Source organism: Globicatella sp. PHS-GS-PNBC-21-1553, from assembly GCF_033564055.1.
Classification (GTDB): domain Bacteria; phylum Bacillota; class Bacilli; order Lactobacillales; family Aerococcaceae; genus Globicatella; species Globicatella sulfidifaciens.
The window spans coordinates 2,425,472-2,446,365 of sequence record NZ_CP085470.1 but is presented as its reverse complement, the minus strand read 5'-3'; the positions used below and the strand labels follow the sequence as shown (position 1 = coordinate 2,446,365).

The following is a 20,894-nucleotide window of genomic DNA, read 5'->3' as shown; positions in this document are numbered from 1 at the left end:
AACACATGACTCAATTAAATTTTATAAATCAAGTTAAAGATGGAGCAATTAGTGGTTGGACAAAATACAAGATTTTACCTTCTATATCAATTGCTCAAGCTTGTTTGGAATCAGGATGGGGAACTAGTGGTTTAGCTAAAGCTCCAAACTATAACTTATTTGGAATTAAAGCAGATGATGCATGGACTGGAAAGAAAGTTTTAATGGACACTCAAGAATGGTCACAAAGTAAAGGCTATTATTGGACTAAAGCATATTTTAGAGCCTATAATTCATGGAATGAATCAATAGAGGACCATGGGGCATTCTTCACTAGCACAGAATGGAGAAAGCAGAACTATGCTAAAGTGGTAGGTGAAAAGAATTATAGAGTAGCAGCTCAAGAATTAAGAAATGCTGGTTATGCTACTGATATAGAATATCCTAATAAGTTAATTAGAATCATTGACCAATACAATTTGACTCAATATGACAAGATTGCTTTTGAGGGTGGATTGACTACTACACCAGTAATCAATAATGGTATGAGTGCTGAATATTATCTTAGAAAGACAGTAGGAGACTCTTTATCATCTGGTGCAGAGGCAGCTGCTAAACATATTGATGTAACCTTTATTGGGGATTCTTTATTAGTTGGTACAGAACCCAAGCTGAAAAGGTTTGCATTTAAACAATCAAACTACAATGCTAAAGGTTCAAGACAATGGACACATCCAGATACAGCCTATAATGCTATTGCACAGCTTAAAACCATGTTAGCTAACAATCAGGTTTATAGTTATGTTGTATTCATTCTAGGAACCAATAGAGGGGTTACAGCTGATGAAATTAAACAAGCTGTAGACTTATGTGGTGTTGGTAGAAAGATTTTACTAGTGGACACTTTATCAGAAGTGGCTCATAGAGAATCTGTTGCTCAAGCCTATAAGCAAGCATCAGAGCAATACTCCAATGTATTCTATGGAAACTGGTCACAATATGCCACTCATAAAATCAGAGAATACTATTATGCAGATGGTGCTAATGGCGAGCATATCCATATGACACCAATTGGGTATGAAAGACATGCTAACTTCATCATGCATGCCTTGTATCAGATGTATAATTATGGAAACACTAGTGGTACTCCTCAAGGTACTGTTTCAATTTCTGATATTAACTATGATGATGGAATTTTCACCTCTCCAATTGGTGAAACTGTAATCTATAATAAGAAACTAAATGACCAATTTGCTTTTAAACCTAAAAATGGGAAAGCATTGTGGATTGAAAAAGTTCTATCATCTAATTCTGATGACCCACAAGAAATGATTAAAGAAGGTATTGCATACATGAAAGAACATGCTCATCCTTCTGTTCAATATACGGTTAAATTAAAAGAGTTACCAGATACTGTTTCAATTGGCGATACAGGAATTTTCATTGACCATGAATTTAACCCACCATTAGCAATTGAAGCTAGAATCTTAAATATTACCACATCAGAAACACATGAAAACAATAATACTGTAACTATTGGTAATGTGACTGAACTATTCCCTCAATCAAAAGAAGATATTATTGCTTTACAGAAACAATTGCAACAAACAAGAGAAGAACTATTAGAGGATTACCATAAAGGTGAACCATTAGAGGTTAAGATTGAAGCTACAAATGGATTAATGTTATCAGGTTCATCAAGTGGTTTTGAAACTGAATTAATTCAAGGCTCTACTACTGATTTAATATTTAATTCTACTAACAATACAATCAATCTATACAAACCTAATGATGCTGAAAACAGCTTCTATATCAAAGGTAAATTAGCTGAGAACCATATCATTAACCATAAGAGTGGAATGTTGGTAGATGAAAAACCTATTAGTGGAGATTATGATGTTAACTCAAACCCACAAGGTGCTGATATAGATAATCCTTTAGATGCTTTTGATTCTCATGAATTAGAAGTATCAGAATTGACAGTGAACTTCCTTAATGATTTAGGTCAATTTGTTGGTACAGTGAATGTTCCAGTTTATCATGATGGTGAATTCAGTACACCAATATTATTTGATGATAAATCTTTTGTTAAAGCAGTTATTGCTACTGATATTGAAATTAATTTTGACAAATTTTCTGTTGTTGAAAAGGCAAGTAAGAGAAATACAAAAGAGTCTACTCAATTAATTGCAAGAGTATTTCAAGGTAATAGAGATGTTACTGAGCGTTTTGATAACTTTTTATGGTCAAGAGTAAGTAATGATTATAGATTGGATGAAGGTTGGAATGATAAGAATAAGTTCATTCAAGCCAATCATATAACAATCTATCCAGATGATATTCAAAATGGTAAATCAACCTTCAATATTAAGGTATTTGATGATGATTTTAATGAATTAATAGCATCTGGTTCAGCATTAGTAAAAACTTCAGCAGAAGGTAAATCAGCTTATCAATTAGCTGTAGAAGCTGGATTTAAGGGGTCATTAGATGAATGGATTGAATCATTAAAAGGTAAAGATGGAACAAGTGGAACGCCTGGACCAAAAGGTGAAGATGGTAGAACTACTTATATCCATACAGCATGGGCATTAGATGATAAAGGAACAGGATTCTCTACATCAGTATCAGCCAATAAGCTCTATATGGGTACTTATACAGACTTCACAAAGGAAGATTCCACAGACTATCGCAAATATACATGGGTTAAGATTAAAGGTGAAACTGGTAAAGATGGTTACACCCCAATCAAAGGTACAGACTACTTTGATGGGCGAGATGGTCAAGATGGTAAATCATCATATACCTACATTAAATATTCAGCAAATGCCAATGGTAACCCAATGACAGACAGCCCAGTTGGTGCTAAATACATTGGTATTGCGGTTGTATCAAACAATACTGTTCCTACATCACCATCATCATACAATTGGACTCTAATCAAAGGTTCAGATGGTATTGCTGGTGAAAAAGGACAAGACGGTCGTACCTCTTACATGCACATCAAGTATTCTAATGATGGTGGTAAAACATTTACTGCTAATAATGGTGAAGAATTAGGTGCATGGATTGGTATTTATACTGACTTTACACAAGCTGACTCAACATCTGTTAGTTCATATACTTGGAATAAGATTAAAGGAGAGCAAGGTCCCCAAGGCATTCAAGGTCCAAAAGGTGCAGATGGTAAGTCTACTTACACATGGGTTAGATATTCTCCTAATGCAAATGGTTCTGGAATGACTAATCTCCCAGATTCTAATACTAAATACATTGGAATTGCTACGAATAAAACTGTAGAAACTGAATCTAATACAGCATCTGATTATGTTTGGTCTAAATTCATTGGTGATGATGGAGTGCCTGGAGCAAAAGGTGCTGATGGCAAAACTACTTACACTTGGATTAAGTATGCTGATACTGCTACAGGTGTTGGAATGTCAAATGACCCAACAGGAAAATTGTATATGGGGATTGCTTATAATAAGCTCACAGCAACAGAATCAAATACAGCTTCTGATTATACATGGACTTTAATTAAAGGCGATAAAGGTGACAAAGGAGACAAAGGTCCTCGTGGTCTCCAAGGTCTCCAAGGTCCTCAAGGAACACAAGGCATTCAAGGACCAAAAGGCGTAGATGGTAAATCATCCTACACCCACATAGCCTATGCTACAGGAAATCAAGGGCAAAGTTTCAGTCACAGTACATTTCCACAAGCCACTTACATAGGTATATATGTAAGTAATAATCAAAATAGTTCTGGTAATTGGAGAGATTATAACTGGACTCTCATCAAAGGTGCTGATGGAGCTAGAGGCTTACCAGGTGCAAAAGGAGAAGATGGTAGAACACCATATTTCCATACAGCTTATGCTAATAGTGCTGATGGTAAAGTTGATTTTAGTATCACTAATTCAGATGGTAAGAGATTTATTGGTACATATACTGACTATATAGCAGCTGATAGCACTGACCCAAGTAAATATAAGTGGGTTGATATGGTGGGAAGTGTTGAAATTGGTGGACGAAACTATTTTAGCCTAAACCAGCTCAATAATATATCCCCTAGTTCATGGGTTGTTAGAGCATATGTTTATAATTTTACTTTAGAGGCTAACACAAAATACATATTATCGTCTAATGTTCCTACTAATGGAAACCAAGAAGAAACTGTTCTTTATTTCAATGGAAGTGGAACTGCCTCTAATGGAGTTTGGTTAAATAACCCTAAAATAATGGAGACTGATAATGAAGGTAAATTCTATATAGCTATCCCAACAAGTAGAACTTATACAAATGAAATACTGAATGGTAACTACTGGGTTAAACTTGAAAAAGGGAATAAAGCCACAGACTGGTCTCCAGCTCCAGAAGATGTTCAATCAGACATTGATTCAAAAGCCGATAGCGAAGCAACAGAACAAGCCCTAAACGAAGCTACTGCACTGTTGCAAACATTACAACAAGAGATTCAAGCTGCAGCCTTAGATGGTGAATTAAAAGACTTTATTAAACAGTACAATGAGGAACAAAAAGCACTGGATGCAGATAAAAAAGAGTCAAATAAAAGACTACAAGAGGCTTTGAATAGCATTAGTTTACTAACTAACAACATGGACAATATGTCTGAAACATGGAACTTTGTGGATAGGTTTATTAAAAACACCAAAGAGGGAATCGTAGTTGGTAATCATGAAGAGGGTAGTTACATTTTAATTAAAGAAGATAGGCTATCGTTCTTTAGTAATAATGAAGAAGTTGCTTTCATAGCACAAAACTTAATGGAGATTAGCCGAGGGGCGTTCGTTGAACAAATTCAAATATCGCAATACATATTTGAGAAATATGGAACGAACCAACTAGCTATTCGATATGCTGGTTAATAGGAGAGTGAGAGATTAATGGCTACATATCAAAATTCAATTGCAAATCTGGGGGTGAGACTGGTAATTACACACCAGTCTCCAGATATTGCAAACAATAGAACAACAATTAATTATAGTGCTTATGTCTATAAGACAAATGGGAGTCCATGGAACCAGTTAAGTCAAACTCCTATGAAGTTAATCATAGACGGACAAACTCCGATTAATATTAGTAATGGTAACTATGATTTAAGAAGCACATCGCAACAACTGATTAAATCAGGAACATTAACTATCCCACACAATAGTGATGGTACGAAATCATTTAGTTTCTCATGGAATGTTAACTTTACAAGTACAGGATATGGATATGGGAATGTTACAACATCAGGAACATATACTTTACCAACAATACCGAGAACATCATCATTTTCAGTTGCATCTACTATGAATACTGGAACAAATTATACACTAACTATTAGTAGAAGCTCAGATAGTTTTACTCATGATGTGACTTACACAGTGGGTGGGGCTGAGACAAATGTTGCGACATCAACAACTGCAACATCAGTTACTGTGAATATTCCTCATACTTTATTTAATAGATACCCATCTAATTCAACTGTCACAGGAACGATTAATGTTAAGACTAAGAATGGGTCAAGTGTGATTGGGGTTAGGTCACAAAATGTGAATATTAATTTGCCAACCAATTTTATACCTAGTGTATCTGGGTTGAGTGTGAGCAATACACAATATGCACCAATGACAGCATCTAATCAGTTCATTAGAGGTATTTCAAGATTGACTTTAACAGCGAGTGGAGCGAGTGGTGTCTATTCATCTACTATCAATGGCTATGAGTTTAGATATAAGAGAGCAAATGGTAGTTATGAGGGGGTCGTATCATCTAGTACCAACTCTTTTCAGTATAGTGTATTTCAATTCCCAAATAGTGGAAGTGAAGATTTAACTGCTGAAGTTAGAGTTAAGGATTCCAGAGGAAGATATTCAGCATGGAAAACAGTACCTTCAGCATTTAGAGTTCACTTCTATCAACCACCATCAATAGGTAATATCAGAGTATGGAGAACTGGAGCAAATAACACTTCCTTAAATATGGAAAGAAATTATAAAGTGACTCCATTGTATACAGGTGGAGGAACAACTAATAATAACACTGCATTACTTACTTTTGAGACTAGGGAGCTTGGTGGAACGACATCGACTAATACTGGTGCTAATAGTAGTGTGTTATCATTGACTAACTCTACTGCAACTTTAAGTGGTACGTTTGCTGCTAATAAATCGTATGAAGTTAGAGCGGTTTTAAAAGATAGTATTCAGACTGTTTATGGTTCATGGATTCGAGTATCAACTGAAAGTCTACCTATGACAATTGCTCCAAATGGAATTGGAGTGGGTAAAGCACATAGTGGAGGAAGTTATAATTTAGAAGTTGGTAGTGGGGGAGCAAGTATTGATGGTGGGATTCAAATAAGTGGAACTGGTGGAAACGTATCTCCAGTAGCAGCATTGTATAGCCCTAGTGGCGGTGTTTTAATTGATATTATGCACAATCAAACAACTCAAATGATTACTGTTGAAGTAATAGGAAATGCTTATGGAGTTAATATCCCAATCGACTCAACGTTCCAAACATATCATTATACTCCAGTTGGTACTTTTTTAAACACATCTCAACTTAATAATGGGTTTAACATCCCACAAGGAAGATTTTTTATTCATAACAATAGAATAAAATTATGGTTCCCAGTAAATGTTAATTTTCAGACATATATAGTGAGGGCGTATGGTATGGATGGGAGAGTGTTGAACCCAACAATTGTGAGTGCTACCATGCCTACAAGTGGTATTACTGGAGAAGTTAGTTATTGTGCAGTAAGACAAGCATCACAAATGAATGAGAATGATGTTACAAACATCATCAGCACTTCACTTTCTGGATATGCTAAAAAAACAGACATACCAAGCGTTCCCTCTTATTCAGGAGGCAACAACACATCAAATGGTTATTACATCATAGGCGATTATCAAATCGCATTTGGAAAAATCACTATTAACAGCTTTTACTCATCTTATACATTAACTGGCAATGCAACATTTTATCGAAGCTTTGTCGAGCCACCAGTGATTACATTAACCACATATACAGGTTCAGGTAGTAGTTATCTTGCTGGAGATGGGTATGTTCAGACAGTGACAAACTCTGGATTTACAGCTGGATTTTCTCATACTGGATTTAAAAGTGGCGATAGTAGAGTATTGAATTATATTGCAGTAGGTAAAGGTAGATAGTTATGGGTATAATATTAAGAAACCAAGTAAATGAAAGTGAATATGTTGTTTATAGCTTTACAGAAGATGAAAAGATGATGGTTCAGTTAAAGAGCTATGCAGATAATAGCGTGGTTAGAGAACTATATTATGATTTATCTAAGGTAGAGCAAGGCAAGATGTATGAGTTAGATGAGTATGTTATTTCAGTTAGTAGAACTGATAATGGATTGGAATTAACCTTGATTAATTTTGTTCAAGAAGTTGATTACACAGATGAAGATATTGAACTGGATGTTGAATATTCTGAATTTGATAGTGATGAATGGAATGTTTTGAAAGAGATGGAAGTGACTCAAGAGGTTAATTTGTTTGAAGAGAACGATAGGTTAAAGAGTGAAATTCATGAGTTGAAACAGCAGGTTGCTGATGGAAAAAGAGAGAATGAGCAGATGTTGTTGGAGCATACCCAAGAAAACGAACTACTTACAAAGAAAATAGATGTGCTATCAGAACAATTAGATTTTAGAGATGAACTTATTCAAGAATTGGCTTTGATGGTTTATGCGTAGAATTTTGTTGGCATTACAAATATTGACAACAGGAGGTGGCGAGATGATGGCAATGTTCTTTGCACAACGTATTATTTTAGGCAAAATCACATTTGAAAAAGTTCCTTCAACTTTGAAAGAAGATGTAAGAGCAATTTTAGTTGAATCTGGTTTAGAGTATTTAATTGAAAAGTAGAACAAGATAAAAACAAATTAAGAATTCTCCCAATATGGGAGAACTCTTTTTTAGGTGGTGTAGTGTAAGAAATGATTAGTTACATTAAAAGTATCGGAGTATGGCTTTTTGGTTTGTTAGGTTTTACATTAGGTGTCTTTATAGGTGAATGGCATGCAGTATTGACTGCATTCTTAATCTTAAACTGTATAGACCTTGTAACAGGAATTATAAAGGGGCTATATTTGGAAAATCTAAGCTCAAGGGAAATGTATAAAGGTTTACTTAGAAAGTTAGCTATGTGGTGTGGAGTTGCTTTAGCACATCAAATAGATATATTGCTATTCGATGGCATCAATTCAGCTCAAATGGGATTGATATTTGGATTCATTGCAACTGAAGGACTAAGCATCACTGAGAACTTGGTTCAAGCAGAGGTAATAGTGAATGAAGATATTATTAAATATCTTAGACAAATCAAATCAACAGAACATGCTAAAGATGAAGATATGCGAGAAAATGGACAATAATGATTTTGTCTATTTTAAAGTTTTAGGCTAGTGTTTGCTAATGCAGATGCTAGTCTTTTTTTATATATAATTTGACTATAAAATGCTTTTTACTTATACTGAAATAGGGTAGTCCGAACTAACATTAAGTTCGGAAAGGTTCAATTCCCTATTTTCATAGTTTTCATAAAAAGGTTGATATACAATCTTTTTACATAGAAATTTTATCGAAAAAAGTAGGTTTAGTTCATTTTGGACAGGGGTTCGAATCCCCTCATCTCCATTTTCTAAGAGCTTTCAAACTTCGGTTTGAAGCTCTTTTTTCTGAATTTTGATTGAATTAGCAGTCATTTAGTAAACGCTGAATAACCAGGTACGTATCACAGCTCAACCACCTACTGTATGATTAAGTTAAAACTTATGGAGGTGGTTGATTGATTATTAATCTCGATGCTGCTAAAAGCTATTACATTATGACTGGATGGACAGACGTACGTAAGGAAATTGATTCTCTGGCTACTCTCGGCCAAAATGATTATCAATTAAATCCCTTTGAAAAGAATCTCTTTCTATTATGTGGGTCCAGGTTTGACCGCTTTAAAGCTCTTTATTGGGACGGCCAAGGCTTCTGGTTACTGTATAAACGCGCTATGAATCGGGCCATATTCATTGGCCTAAACAGGAGAAGTCACTGAAGGAAATTGACCGTCACCCACTCATTCAGCTTATGGATGGCTTTCTGATTGAACCCTCCGTTCAAACATTGGAGGGATATTACACAATGTGAAAACCTTTGATTAAATCGTTTACAAGGTATAGTTTGAACAGAAGGGAAGTCCAGGAATGGGCACCAAATCAATAAAAATGCAGACACCTGAACAACTTATCGATATTATTGAAACACAAGCACGTCAAAATGAATGGTTGAATGAACAGCTCCGTTTTATGATGAACAAACAGTTTGGTCGCAAGAAAAAACGTTGCCTCAACCTGTACAAACCAGTCTGTTCGAGGATTGGCAGGAAGCTCTAGACAGCCTGGAACTAGAAGAGATCGTCCAAGAAGTGAAGGCTCTTAAGCGTAAAGCAAAGAAGAATAAAGGGATAAAACGGGCGATTCTCGACCAGTTCCCTGCCGAAGAAAAGCTACATGAACTTTCAAACTGCCAGTGTCCAGACTGTGGGGAATCTATGAAACAGATAGGTGCTAGTGCTGTTCGTGAAGAGCTTTTCTTCATTCCTGCCCATATGAAACGAATCATTCATAAACAAGCTTCTTATAAATGTGAGGATTGCAATCAAAAAAAGAGGACAGTGACAAAATTGTGAAGGCTTTCGTTCCTAAGCTCCCCTCAACAATAGCTTGGGGGCAGCTTCATAGATCGCTCAAAGGATTCATCAAAAATATGGCTTGAAGTTACCCGCTTATCGTCAAGAACAAGAATGGAACAAATGAAATTGCCCCTAAGTCGGGATACGATTTGCGGTTGGCACATTTGCACCTATCAATACTGTTTCCAGGACCTCTGTGACTTACTTTTAAACAAGTTCCGTCAACAAGAAGTTCTTCACGCAGATAAAACCAGCTACCGAGTATTAGAGAGCCAAAAAGCGAAGAATTAATTTTGGCTTCTCATGAGTGGCTGGGACACACCAGAACAGGGGATTATTTATCAATTTGATGAAGGCAGAGGCCGATTGGGTCCAGATTTTGAAGGCAGCCTTCATGCAGATATGTAAGGTGCCTACGTCAAGGCAAATTTCAAGTTTAAATTAGCCAGCATTCATCATCTCAAATGGTGATTTGTAGTTGAACATTCTTTTTGGATAATGATTAATCCAATTTTCGATTTTCTTTTCCTCTAATTCCGTTACATCTGATGTTCCTTTAGGTACAAACCGTCTTATTAGTCGATTGTGGTTTTCGTTTGTTCTCCGTTCATAGGAACAATAAGGATGGGCATAATAAATATGCTTATACGGAAGCCTTCATGCAGTCTAAAAAATTCAACACCATTATCCGCAGTAATTGATTTAATCGCATATTCATTGAGTATATCTAATAAAGCATTATTTACGGATGCCGCCTGTTTATTCGGAATCAGTTGCATAATTTGATGGCGTGTCCGACGATCGGTAAATACGAGTAAACATTTATTGGTCTTGCGCGTTAGAATCACGGTGTCAATTTCATAATGACTGTACTCACCACGTTGATTACTGACTTCCGGACGCATATCGATGGATTGAAGTTTAACTCTAAATTGCGAGTTGGTATTCTTACGTTGTTTCTTTGATTTACGCGGATAAAGTAAGTCATTCGATGTTAAGCCTAAATATCCGTTATGAAGCCAATAGTAAATCGTTGAAACAGGGACGTTTACAAGATTAGAATGAACGATCATTTCTGGTGAATATTTCATTTCGGTCAGAAAATGAACGAGTGTTTCTTTGGTTTCCTTATCAAGTGACACTTTGCGGCAACACTTGTCGAGCTTTTTTAAATACTGGAATGAGCATACTCAGCAGAATAAATTTTTAGAAGCGACGCTGGCTATAAATGCCATAAATCTTACTTTTTAATCCCTTAGGTTTCGTGTTCATGGCTTTGAATTTTAAATCAAATCGAGACTAGCAAGAAATAAGTAGTACATACCATAGATTTTATGAAATAACAGATGTTAAGAGATTTTATTTAAGTTTTTTATAAGCGGTATTCAGATGGGAATTAAAAAGATTATTAAATAGGCATTCGTATATTTTTATGACATCAATTATAAATATTTATGTCATTAAATATAACATAAACTGTAATATAATTATTGCGGTGATGTGTGGTTTTATTTTATACTCAAGTAAGTTAGAATTTTATGAGTAAAATTCTATAATGCATATACTATATTAGAAAGTAGGAGTACGATGAAGTATTTTAGATGGTTATCTTTAACGTTAGTTGTCATGTTTTTAACACTTATTGGAGCACCTGTCTTGTCCCAACAAGTTGCAGCACAGGATGACAACCCAAGCTATATCATTGCGACAGATACTACCTTCGCACCGTTTGAATTCCAAGATGAGAATGGTGACTTTGTTGGTATTGATCTGGATTTATTAGCAGCAATCGCTGAGGATCAAGGCTTTGAGTATGAGCTGCGTCCTCTAGGATTCAGTGCAGCGCTACAAGCAGTAGAAAGTGGCCAAGCTGATGGAATGATTGCTGGTATGAGTATTACAGATGAACGTCGCGAGACTTTTGACTTCTCTGAGACTTATTTCTCAGCTGGAGTACAATTCGCGGTATTAGAGGATAGCGAGTTCCAATCCTTAGAAGACTTAGATGGACAAAAGGTTGCTGTTAAGTCTGGAACTCAAGGTATGGCTGTTGCAGAAGAGTTAGCAGATGAATATGGTTTCATTGTGACAATCTTTGAAGATTCAGTCAATATGTATGAAGACTTACAAGCTGGTAACTCTCAAGCCTTAATTGAAGATTATCCAGTTATGGCTTATGCCGCAGAGACTGGAGGCATTCCATTACGCTTTATCGGCGAACAAATGGAAATGGCTGATTATGGATTTGCAGTTAAGAGCGGTGATAATTCAGAACTTATTGAGATGTTTAATGCAGGTCTAGCTAATCTTCAAGAGTCTGGTGAGTATGATGAGATTCTTGCAACTTACTTAGGTGAGATTGCAATGAACGCCGACTCAGAAGAAGCTGAAGCGACAGATGCAGATGACGCTGTAGTTGTAGCTGACCCAGACACTACATATGTAATTGGTACTGATACAACTTTTGCACCATTTGAGTTTCAAGATGAAGATGGTAACTATGTAGGTATCGACATGGACTTACTTGCAGCGATTGCTGAAGACCAAGGATTTAATTATGAAGTACGTCCGTTAGGATTCAATGCCGCATTACAAGCCGTTGAAGCAGGACAAATCGACGGTATGATTGCCGGAATGAGTATTACCGACGAACGTCGTGAGACATTTGACTTCTCTGACACATACTTCTCGGCAGGTGTACAATTCGCAGTGTTAGAAGACAGTGAGATTCAAACACTTGAAGACTTAAAAGGTCAGAATGTCGCTGTTAAGACGGGGACACAAGGTATGGCTGTAGCTGAATCAGTAGCAGATCAATACGGGTTTACTTTAACTGCCTTTGAAGATTCAGTGAACATGTATGAAGATTTACAAGCTGGTAATTCATCAGCTGTTATCGAAGACTACCCAGTTATGGCTTATGCCGCAGAGACTGGAGGCATTCCATTACGCTTTATCGGTGAACAAATGGAAGTCGCTGATTATGGATTTGCCGTTCAAAAAGGACAAAGTAGTGATTTATTAGCATTATTCAACCAAGGACTAAATGCCTTAAAAGAATCTGGTGAATACGATGAGATTGTTGCAAGCTACATAGGTGAGTCTCAAGAAGCTGAGACTGAAGAAGCAAAAGCAGATTCTGCAGCAGTGGTGGCTGACCCAGACACTACATATGTAATTGGTACTGATACAACTTTTGCACCATTTGAGTTCCAAGATGAAGATGGTAACTATGTAGGTATCGACATGGACTTACTTGCAGCGATTGCTGAAGACCAAGGATTTAATTATGAAGTACGTCCGTTAGGATTCAATGCCGCATTACAAGCCGTTGAAGCAGGACAAGTCGACGGTATGATTGCCGGAATGAGTATTACCGACGAACGTCGTGAGACATTTGACTTCTCTGACACTTACTTCTCGGCAGGTGTACAATTCGCAGTGTTAGAAGACAGTGAGATTCAAACACTTGAAGACTTAAAAGGTCAGAATGTCGCTGTTAAGACGGGGACACAAGGTATGGCTGTAGCAGAGTCAATTGCAGATAAATATGGCTTCTCAATCACAACGTTTGAAGACTCAGTGAACATGTATGAAGATTTACAAGCTGGTAATTCATCAGTTGTTATCGAAGATTACCCAGTTATGGCTTATGCCGCAGAGACTGGAGGCATTCCATTACGCTTTATCGGTGAACAAATGGAAGTCGCTGATTATGGATTTGCCGTTCAAAAAGGACAAAATAGTGATTTATTAGCATTATTCAACCAAGGACTAAATGCCTTAAAAGAATCTGGTGAGTATGATGAAATCGTTGCCACTTATTTAGGAGAGACTGACGTTGAAGCTGAAGAGGCACTAACAAGATCAACGAATGCATTCGTAAGCTTAATTCAATCGAATGGTAAAGCATTAATGAATGGGCTTTGGACAACGCTTTGGGTAACCTTAGTATCATTCGCTATTGCAGCGGTACTTGGTATCATCGTTGGTTTAATGAGAACATCAGGTATCACAGCATTATCAATCATTGCTCAAATCTATATTGATATTATGCGTGGTATGCCGTTAATCGTACTAGCGTTCTTTATCTACTTTGGTGTTCCACAATTAACTGGATTACAATTCGGGGCTTACACAGCCGGAATAACCACCTTAGGTTTGAATGCAGCAGCTTATATTGCAGAGATAGTGCGTGGGGGTATTAACGCAGTTGATCGTGGTCAAACTGAAGCAGCTCGAAGCTTAGGATTAAGTCAAAGTAAGACAATGAGACGAATTATCTTACCACAAGCATTTAGAATTATGATTCCATCATTCATCAACCAATTCGTTATTACACTGAAAGATACATCTATCTTATCAGTAATTGGTTTGGTAGAATTAACACAAACAGGTCGTATAATTATTTCCCGTACATATCAATCAGGTTCAATGTGGTTAATCGTTGGATTAATGTATATTATCTTAATTACTATATTAACTAAGATTTCGAATAGACTTGAGAAGGAGTTGTAATCTATGGCAGAAGTACAAGTTAACGGATTAAAGAAAAGTTTCGGCGACAACGAAGTATTAAAAGGAATTGACTTACATGTTGCTTCAGGAGAAGTAGTATGTATTATCGGACCATCAGGATCTGGTAAATCAACTTTATTACGTTGCCTTAACCGTTTAGAAGAAATTAATGGTGGAAATGTTATTGTAAATGGAACTGACATTAGCCTAAAAGAAGCTAATATTAATAAAGTACGTGAGAACATTGGAATGGTATTCCAACATTTCAACTTATTCCCACACCTAAGTGTAAGAGAAAATATTACACTTGCTCCGGTTGAATTAGGCATCCTATCTAAAGCTGATGCGGACAAAAAAGCGAATGAGTTACTTGCACAAGTTGGATTATCTGATAAAGTAGACGCATATCCTAATTCATTATCAGGTGGGCAAAAACAGCGTGTGGCTATCGCACGCGCCTTAGCAATGGATCCAGACATTATGTTATTCGATGAGCCTACATCAGCGCTTGACCCTGAGATGGTTGGGGATGTACTGAATGTTATGAAAGACCTAGCATCTCAAGGGATGACCATGGTTGTTGTAACGCACGAGATGGGATTCGCTCGTGAAGTAGGTGACCGTGTCGTATTCATGGATGGTGGATACATCGTTGAAGAAGATACACCAGAAAACATCTTCAACGCACCAAAAGAAGAACGTACAAAGTCATTCTTAGACAAAGTATTAGTATAATTATTAATAAGCAAGAGACTCGTTATCATGGGTCTCTTATTTTTTGTGGATTAGAAGGTTTTGGAAATAGGAGTCGAAGTTTGCCGTTTCAAAAGACTAGTAGACTGGCTACTAGGTAAAATGCGATGACAAAATTTATCAAAAGTAAGGATCTAATCAAAATAGCAATAATTAGTGCAGGTTCAGCTCTTTTGCCAACTAACACTCCTACACCTCCACTTATTAATATTATAGGTGAGGATATTAAATTAGTGGCCCATTTTCAACGGCAATTTCGTTAAAAAGTGGCCACTTTTAGATTACAACAAACATTATGATCCGAAAATCAAGAATGCGCGAAAGAAACGAAAAATCTTGGGGCATCGTGATCCGGAAACAGGAGAAATCAAACCGAATCGGGCGCGTAAGAAAACGATCGAATCCCTTTCTGATCCTCAACAGGTGTTGGATATAGCCAAAACCATTGAACGGAAACACTTTGGAGCGACTTATTACCTTCATGAAGTGGCAAAAAAAGAAGGAGTCATCGATGCGTTAATCCAAAGTTTTCCTGAATATTATGAGCACCTGATTCAGCTTGCTTATTTTTTAGTCATGGCTCCGACCAACTCGATGCAACAATTTGAAAGTTGGGAAAAACTTCATTATCTCCCTTATGCTTCTGCTGATAAACTTACTTCTCAGCGAATTTCTGACGTGTTTAAGGCAATCGATGAGGACGGGATTCAACGTTTTTTTGACTTACGGATGAACCAGACAAATGCGAAGGAATTTCTCTATTATGATACAACATCGATTTCCAGTTACTCTAAGACCTTACCCTATGCCCAATATGGTTATAATAAAGAAGATGACAAGTTGCCTCAAATAAATTTAGGCGTCATTTTTTCTGAAAAAACACGCTTACCTATTATGTATCGATATTTATCTGGGAACATCCCCGACAATAAAACGATTCCTTGGTTATTAAGCTTATTAGATAATTTCAATAAAGAATCAATCAAATTAGTGATGGATCGAGGTATTTATAGCAAAGAAAATGTTTATGAACTCATCCAATCTGGAATTGGGTTTGTGATGGGTGTTAAAAAGAATTTACTTTACGTGAAAGCAGCGATAGAAGCCATTCGTCATGAGATAACGGATGTTGAAAACTATTCAACCGTGTATAAATTAGCAGGAAAACGCGTTCAAACCGACTATTTTCAGACAGAAAGTGGGAAAGGCTATTATCCCATCCAAGTCTATGTGTACTATAATCATGATCAAGCGGTGGAACAAGAACATCAATGGAACGCTGAATTACAAAAACGGTATAAAGAACTGCGAAGTGGCGAATTAAACCCTCATTTTGAGAAAGATTATGCCACCTATTTCCGAAAAGTGTCGGAAGAAGGTTCGATCCACTATGAATATCACCGAGAGAAGATTGCGGAACATAAACGACACTTTGGTTTTTTTGTTTTAATCAGTACGTATAAAATGGATGTTTTGGAACTGTTATCCCTTTATCGAAACAAAGAGTTAGTTGAGGATGCGTTTCATAATTTAAAAGATCGTTTAAACCTACGTCGATTAAGAGTTTCCACAGAAAAAAGTTTAGAAGGGAAATTATTTATTCAGTTTGTGGCATTAATTCTCCAATCTTATCTTAAACGAGCAATGAATGAAACGGCACTGGACGAGGATTATACTCAAGCTGATTTTCTAGCGAGTCTGAATCGCATTGACATTCTCACGCACAAAGAATATGGCGCAACCATCGGAGAAATGACAGTTGCGCAGAAGTTACTCTATTCAAAAACAGGGGTGAGTTATCCAAGATAAATATCATGTCACGATAATGGGAGTTTAGGATCAATGGCATTCAATTTGGCGTTCATTTCAGATTTATATAATGCATTAAGGAGATATTATTTCACCTACCCAAAACTTTTAATTGTTTCATTATTTATCTTTAACTATGTTATAATATTGCTATAATTTGCTAGTGGAGGTTATGAAATGAATAATAATCACTTAGAACGTTTTTTACGATATGCTAAAATTAATACTCGTAGTGATATTAATAGCGATGCAATTCCGTCTACTCCGAGTCAATGGGAATTTGCGGAAATGTTAGTGGAAGAATTAACAGCATTAGGATTTGAAGCAGTACAATTAGATCCACGTGATGCGTATGTTGTAGCTAAAATTTCTTCCAATATAGAAGCGGATTCTCAACCACCTGCTATCGGCTGGATTGCCCATATTGATACCGCTGATTATCCGGCTGATAATATCAATCCACAAGTTCACGATAACTATGATGGTGAAAATGTCCTATTAAATAAAGAGACCAATCATTGGATGACAACGGAAGAATTTCCAAACTTAAAAAATTATATTGGTGAAACCTTAATCACGACTGATGGAACGACTTTACTGGGGGCTGATGATAAAGCGGGGATGGTTTCAATCATTGAAGCTGGAAGATATCTAATAGAACATCCGGAAATTAAACATGGTGAATTATGGTTTGCCTTTGGTCCCGATGAAGAAATTGGTAAAGGCGCTCATCGTTTTGAAACGGACAAATTTCCAGCTGAATTCGCATATACTGCTGACAGTGGCGTAATCGGAAAATTAGAGTATGAAACATTTAATGCAGCTCGCTTAACCATTGAAATTGAAGGGACTTCCGTCCATCCTGGACAAGCTTATGGTCAAATGGTCAATGCTTTAAGTATTGCTGCTGATATTCATCAATTATTTCCTAAAGATGAAGTGCCTGAAAAAACCAAGGGTTACCAAGGTTTTTATATGTTAAGTAATATTAGTGGTCAACTAGATAAGGCACAAATGACCTATATTATTCGCGATCATGATTGGGATAAATTTGAAGACCGAAAAAATTGGATTGCTGAACAATTAACACAGTTTAATCAGCAATTTGATCGACCGCGCATTAAGTATGAAATTCAGGATCAATATTATAATATGGCCAATAAAATCTCTAAAGAATCACTGCCCGTGCAACTGGCGATTAAATCTTATGAAGCGAACGGGATTACACCTGATATACAACCATTTAGAGGAGGAACAGATGGCTGTATTATAACCTATAAAGGTATTCCAACCCCTAATATTTGTACAGGGGCCGAAAATCTTCATGGCTGTTATGAGTTTGTAACCGTTGAAAGTATGGAGAAAGTAACGGATATTATTTTAACGATTATTGAGCTAAGTCTTGAAAAAGAGGCGTAACATTATAAGGAGTTATATGAGAACACTAGAGCAAGATTTTGATTTGTTTTTTATTAGACAAGATTTTTATGATCAACACCTACAAGATTTTAAGGAAGAGTTGATTTTACCTAAACTTGATTATTATCAACATCCTGTTTATTCAAGTATTCATGCGATTTCAAGCTATCAAACATGGAAAATAACGTTTGATTATGTGATAGTTCAACAAGCAGGCTGGTATGAGGATTTACCACAGAATTTACAATATGACTTATTAAACGAACAAAGACGTAACCATAATGCGATGATGTATAAAGACAATTTAGTGACGATTAGCTTTTGGCATCGCATGCCTAAGAGTTGGCAAGATGAAATGATCGAAGGATTAGACGATTCATTTAGCGATGTGCGAATACCTGATGACATTCCAGAAAGAATTGTTCAATTTCATAATCAAATACCGCAAATTCATGGACCGAATTGCTATTCTGCAGTCATCTATTGTCTAACTAATAACGACCAAATTATTTATGAATGGATGTTTGCGAATACTTTTTTGAATTTTCTAAAACGGAATCAGTATTATCCAGTAAAAGATATGGACTATCAAGCAGGTGATGTCGTTTGTTTTTATGATACGCAACATACATTGCAACACGCTTGTTATATGGTGACGGACAGCTTATGTTTTAATAAGAATGGGCAAACATTTCATGATTTTTGGGCGATCAATTCATTCGAAAAAATCAAGGCTGAATGGCCGCAGATGATGCTTAAAGTATTTCGCAAGATAAAGGAATGAGAAAAGCGACGATTATTTTTACTTTAAAAAGCCCATATTAACAAGGAAATGGATCACTTTAGGCAACAAACAGAAAAGATTTTAATCTTTTTTTCATAAAAGTGTTGCATTTTTTAAAGTTCAGTGTTATAGTTTATTCAACTTAATATTAGTCGATGATTAAGAGAGTAAATTATTAGTTGATTACAGCGAGATAGGACAGAGTGGAAGCCTATTATGATGCGATAATTGAACCGCACTTATGAGACAAACTGGTGAATCAAGTAGCTAGTTTCGCTGTCTGAGCGTTATCAAAATGAGTGAATCGGAAATATTATTTTATTTCCCGTTAACTAGAGTGGTACCACGGGTATGTTATTTGCAACTCGTCTCTATACTTACATTTGTAAGTGTGGAGACGGGTTTTTTTATTTCAAAATATAGTATGTAAAGGAGTCATGAGATGTTGAGTATATTAAGTATTGCTGTTGATTTTAAAAAGTTAGGACCATGGTTGCCTACCTTCTGGGAGGGGACAATGGTGACGGTTGTTCTATCATTAGCAACGGTGTTATTAGGAACGATTATCGGACTGTTAGCAACTTTATTACAGCAATCGGAAAATAAATTTTTAAAAGGGATTGCCAATGTTTATACACAAGTCGTCCGCGGGACGCCGATGTTATTACAATTATTTTTATGGTTATATGGTTTTCCATTAATTGGGTTTAGCATTCAAGCTATACCAGCTTTAGGAAATGTTTATGGTTCGCGTGAATTTTTAACAGCTGTGGTAGCTTTGTCGATTAACTCGGGCGCTTATATTTGTGAAATTTTCCGTGGAGGATTGGAGTCCATTGACAAAGGTCAAATGGAAGCCGGACGTGCTTTAGGTTTAAGTCGACGCGAGACATTATTCTCCATCATTATTCCTCAAGCAACGCGGGTTGTCTTACCAGGTTTAGGTAATGAGTTTATTACGATGATAAAAGAATCTTCGATTGTCTCGACCGTAGGGGTATTCGATGTCATGTATGCGCAAAATATTGTTAAGGCTGCGACTTATTCGATTTTTGAACCCTTAGTACTGATTGGGGTCATCTACTTTGTCTTAACATTTGTTTTAACGAAATTGATGAAATTATTAGAAAAGAGGTTAGGAGTTTATGCTTAAAGTTACGAATTTACATAAAAGTTTTGGTGATTTAGACGTTCTAAAAGGAATTAATCTAGAAATCCAAAAAGGGGAGGTGGTCGCGTTGATTGGACCTTCAGGTTCCGGAAAATCAACATTGATCCGATGCCTCAACTTAATGGAAATACCTACTTCAGGTGAAGTATATTTTAAAGACCAATTAGTAAATGAAGATAAATTAATTGAAAAAAACGTAGACCAATTACGACAAAAAGTCGGGATGGTCTTCCAACATTTTAATTTATTTCCCCATTTAACCGTTAAGCAAAATATTACCTTAGCCCCGGTAAAATTAAATAAAATGTCGCAACAAGAAGCAGACCAAAAAGCAGAAGAACTATTAACAAAGGTCGGCTTATTAGATAAAAAGGATGTTTACCCAAATAAATTATCAGGTGGTCAAAAACAAAGGGTAGCGATTGCCCGATCCTTAGCAATGGAACCAGAAGTGATGTTGTTCGATGAACCGACTTCTGCTTTAGACCCAGAGATGGTAAAAGAAGTTTTATTAGTTATTCAATCTTTAGCACAAGAAGGCTTAACAACGGTGATTGTCACCCATGAGATGAATTTTGCTAAACGGGTGGCTAGCCGGGTGTTATTTTTAGCTGATGGCAATATTGTTGAACAGGGGACACCCCAAGAAATTTTTGAGAATCCACAAGTGGATCGGACGAAACAATTTTTAGATCAAATTAATTATTAATACATAGAAAAGAGGAAATA

15 protein-coding genes, 1 pseudogene and 1 other annotated feature are annotated in these 20,894 nt (G+C 36.4%); of the genes and pseudogenes, 15 read left to right on the top strand and 1 reads right to left on the bottom strand.

Annotation, left to right across the window (positions count from 1 at the left end):
- Positions 1-5: 5 nt before the first annotated feature.
- From LB888_RS11640 to LB888_RS12240, 8 genes are all read left to right on the top strand, one after another.
- Positions 6-4,865: a glucosaminidase domain-containing protein gene (locus tag LB888_RS11640; RefSeq protein ID WP_318753040.1), complete on the top strand. Its 4,860-nt coding sequence runs from the start codon at positions 6-8 to the stop codon at positions 4,863-4,865.
- Between the two features lie 18 nt (positions 4,866-4,883).
- Positions 4,884-7,166 (top strand): DUF859 family phage minor structural protein, encoded by a 2,283-nt coding sequence (locus LB888_RS11635; RefSeq protein WP_318753039.1) that lies wholly within the window; start codon positions 4,884-4,886, stop codon positions 7,164-7,166.
- A 2-nt stretch (positions 7,167-7,168) separates the two neighbouring features.
- Positions 7,169-7,717 (top strand): hypothetical protein, encoded by a 549-nt coding sequence (locus tag LB888_RS11630; protein ID WP_318753038.1) that lies wholly within the window; start codon positions 7,169-7,171, stop codon positions 7,715-7,717.
- 43 nt (positions 7,718-7,760) lie between these two features.
- Positions 7,761-7,892: a hypothetical protein gene (locus tag LB888_RS11625; protein WP_318753037.1), complete on the top strand. Its 132-nt coding sequence runs from the start codon at positions 7,761-7,763 to the stop codon at positions 7,890-7,892.
- A 71-nt stretch (positions 7,893-7,963) separates the two neighbouring features.
- On the top strand, positions 7,964-8,401 hold the full coding sequence (locus tag LB888_RS11620; RefSeq protein WP_318753036.1) for a phage holin family protein: 438 nt from the start codon (positions 7,964-7,966) through the stop codon (positions 8,399-8,401).
- A 452-nt stretch (positions 8,402-8,853) separates the two neighbouring features.
- Positions 8,854-9,075: an IS66 family insertion sequence element accessory protein TnpB gene (tnpB, locus tag LB888_RS12245; protein ID WP_412928334.1), complete on the top strand. Its 222-nt coding sequence runs from the start codon at positions 8,854-8,856 to the stop codon at positions 9,073-9,075.
- A 285-nt stretch (positions 9,076-9,360) separates the two neighbouring features.
- Positions 9,361-9,708, top strand: coding sequence for an IS66 family transposase zinc-finger binding domain-containing protein (locus LB888_RS11615; RefSeq protein WP_318753035.1), 348 nt, complete (start codon positions 9,361-9,363; stop codon positions 9,706-9,708).
- Between the two features lie 114 nt (positions 9,709-9,822).
- Positions 9,823-10,002, top strand: a complete 180-nt coding sequence (locus LB888_RS12240) for an IS66 family transposase (protein WP_412928038.1) — start codon at positions 9,823-9,825, stop codon at positions 10,000-10,002.
- A 284-nt stretch (positions 10,003-10,286) separates the two neighbouring features.
- Here LB888_RS12240 and LB888_RS11610 read toward each other — a convergent pair.
- Positions 10,287-10,874 (bottom strand): annotated as a pseudogene (locus LB888_RS11610) (IS30 family transposase); the annotation flags it as partial.
- Between the two features lie 424 nt (positions 10,875-11,298).
- Between LB888_RS11610 and LB888_RS11605 the strand changes: the two are divergent.
- From LB888_RS11605 to LB888_RS11575, 7 genes are all read left to right on the top strand, one after another.
- Positions 11,299-14,229, top strand: a complete 2,931-nt coding sequence (locus LB888_RS11605; RefSeq protein WP_318753034.1) for an ABC transporter substrate-binding protein/permease — start codon at positions 11,299-11,301, stop codon at positions 14,227-14,229.
- Positions 14,230-14,232: 3 nt separating this feature from the next.
- A complete protein-coding gene (locus tag LB888_RS11600; protein ID WP_318753033.1) occupies positions 14,233-14,964 on the top strand; it encodes an amino acid ABC transporter ATP-binding protein in 732 nt (243 codons plus the stop codon).
- Positions 14,965-15,318: 354 nt separating this feature from the next.
- Complete coding sequence (locus LB888_RS11595; protein WP_318753032.1) at positions 15,319-16,791, top strand: IS1634 family transposase; 1,473 nt, start codon at positions 15,319-15,321, stop codon at positions 16,789-16,791.
- A 177-nt stretch (positions 16,792-16,968) separates the two neighbouring features.
- The gene (pepT, locus tag LB888_RS11590) at positions 16,969-18,210 is read left to right on the top strand and encodes a peptidase T (protein WP_318753031.1); all 1,242 of its coding nucleotides are present in this window, start codon (positions 16,969-16,971) and stop codon (positions 18,208-18,210) included.
- Between the two features lie 16 nt (positions 18,211-18,226).
- Positions 18,227-18,994, top strand: coding sequence for a hypothetical protein (locus LB888_RS11585; protein WP_318753030.1), 768 nt, complete (start codon positions 18,227-18,229; stop codon positions 18,992-18,994).
- Positions 18,995-19,140: 146 nt separating this feature from the next.
- Positions 19,141-19,370: a binding site (T-box leader), on the top strand.
- A 66-nt stretch (positions 19,371-19,436) separates the two neighbouring features.
- Complete coding sequence (locus LB888_RS11580; RefSeq protein WP_318753029.1) at positions 19,437-20,147, top strand: amino acid ABC transporter permease; 711 nt, start codon at positions 19,437-19,439, stop codon at positions 20,145-20,147.
- Positions 20,140-20,874 carry an amino acid ABC transporter ATP-binding protein gene (locus tag LB888_RS11575; protein ID WP_318753028.1) on the top strand — a complete coding sequence of 245 codons (735 nt, stop codon included), beginning with the start codon at positions 20,140-20,142 and terminating at the stop codon, positions 20,872-20,874. Before LB888_RS11580 ends, LB888_RS11575 begins: the two co-directional genes overlap by 8 nt.
- Positions 20,875-20,894: the final 20 nt, after the last annotated feature.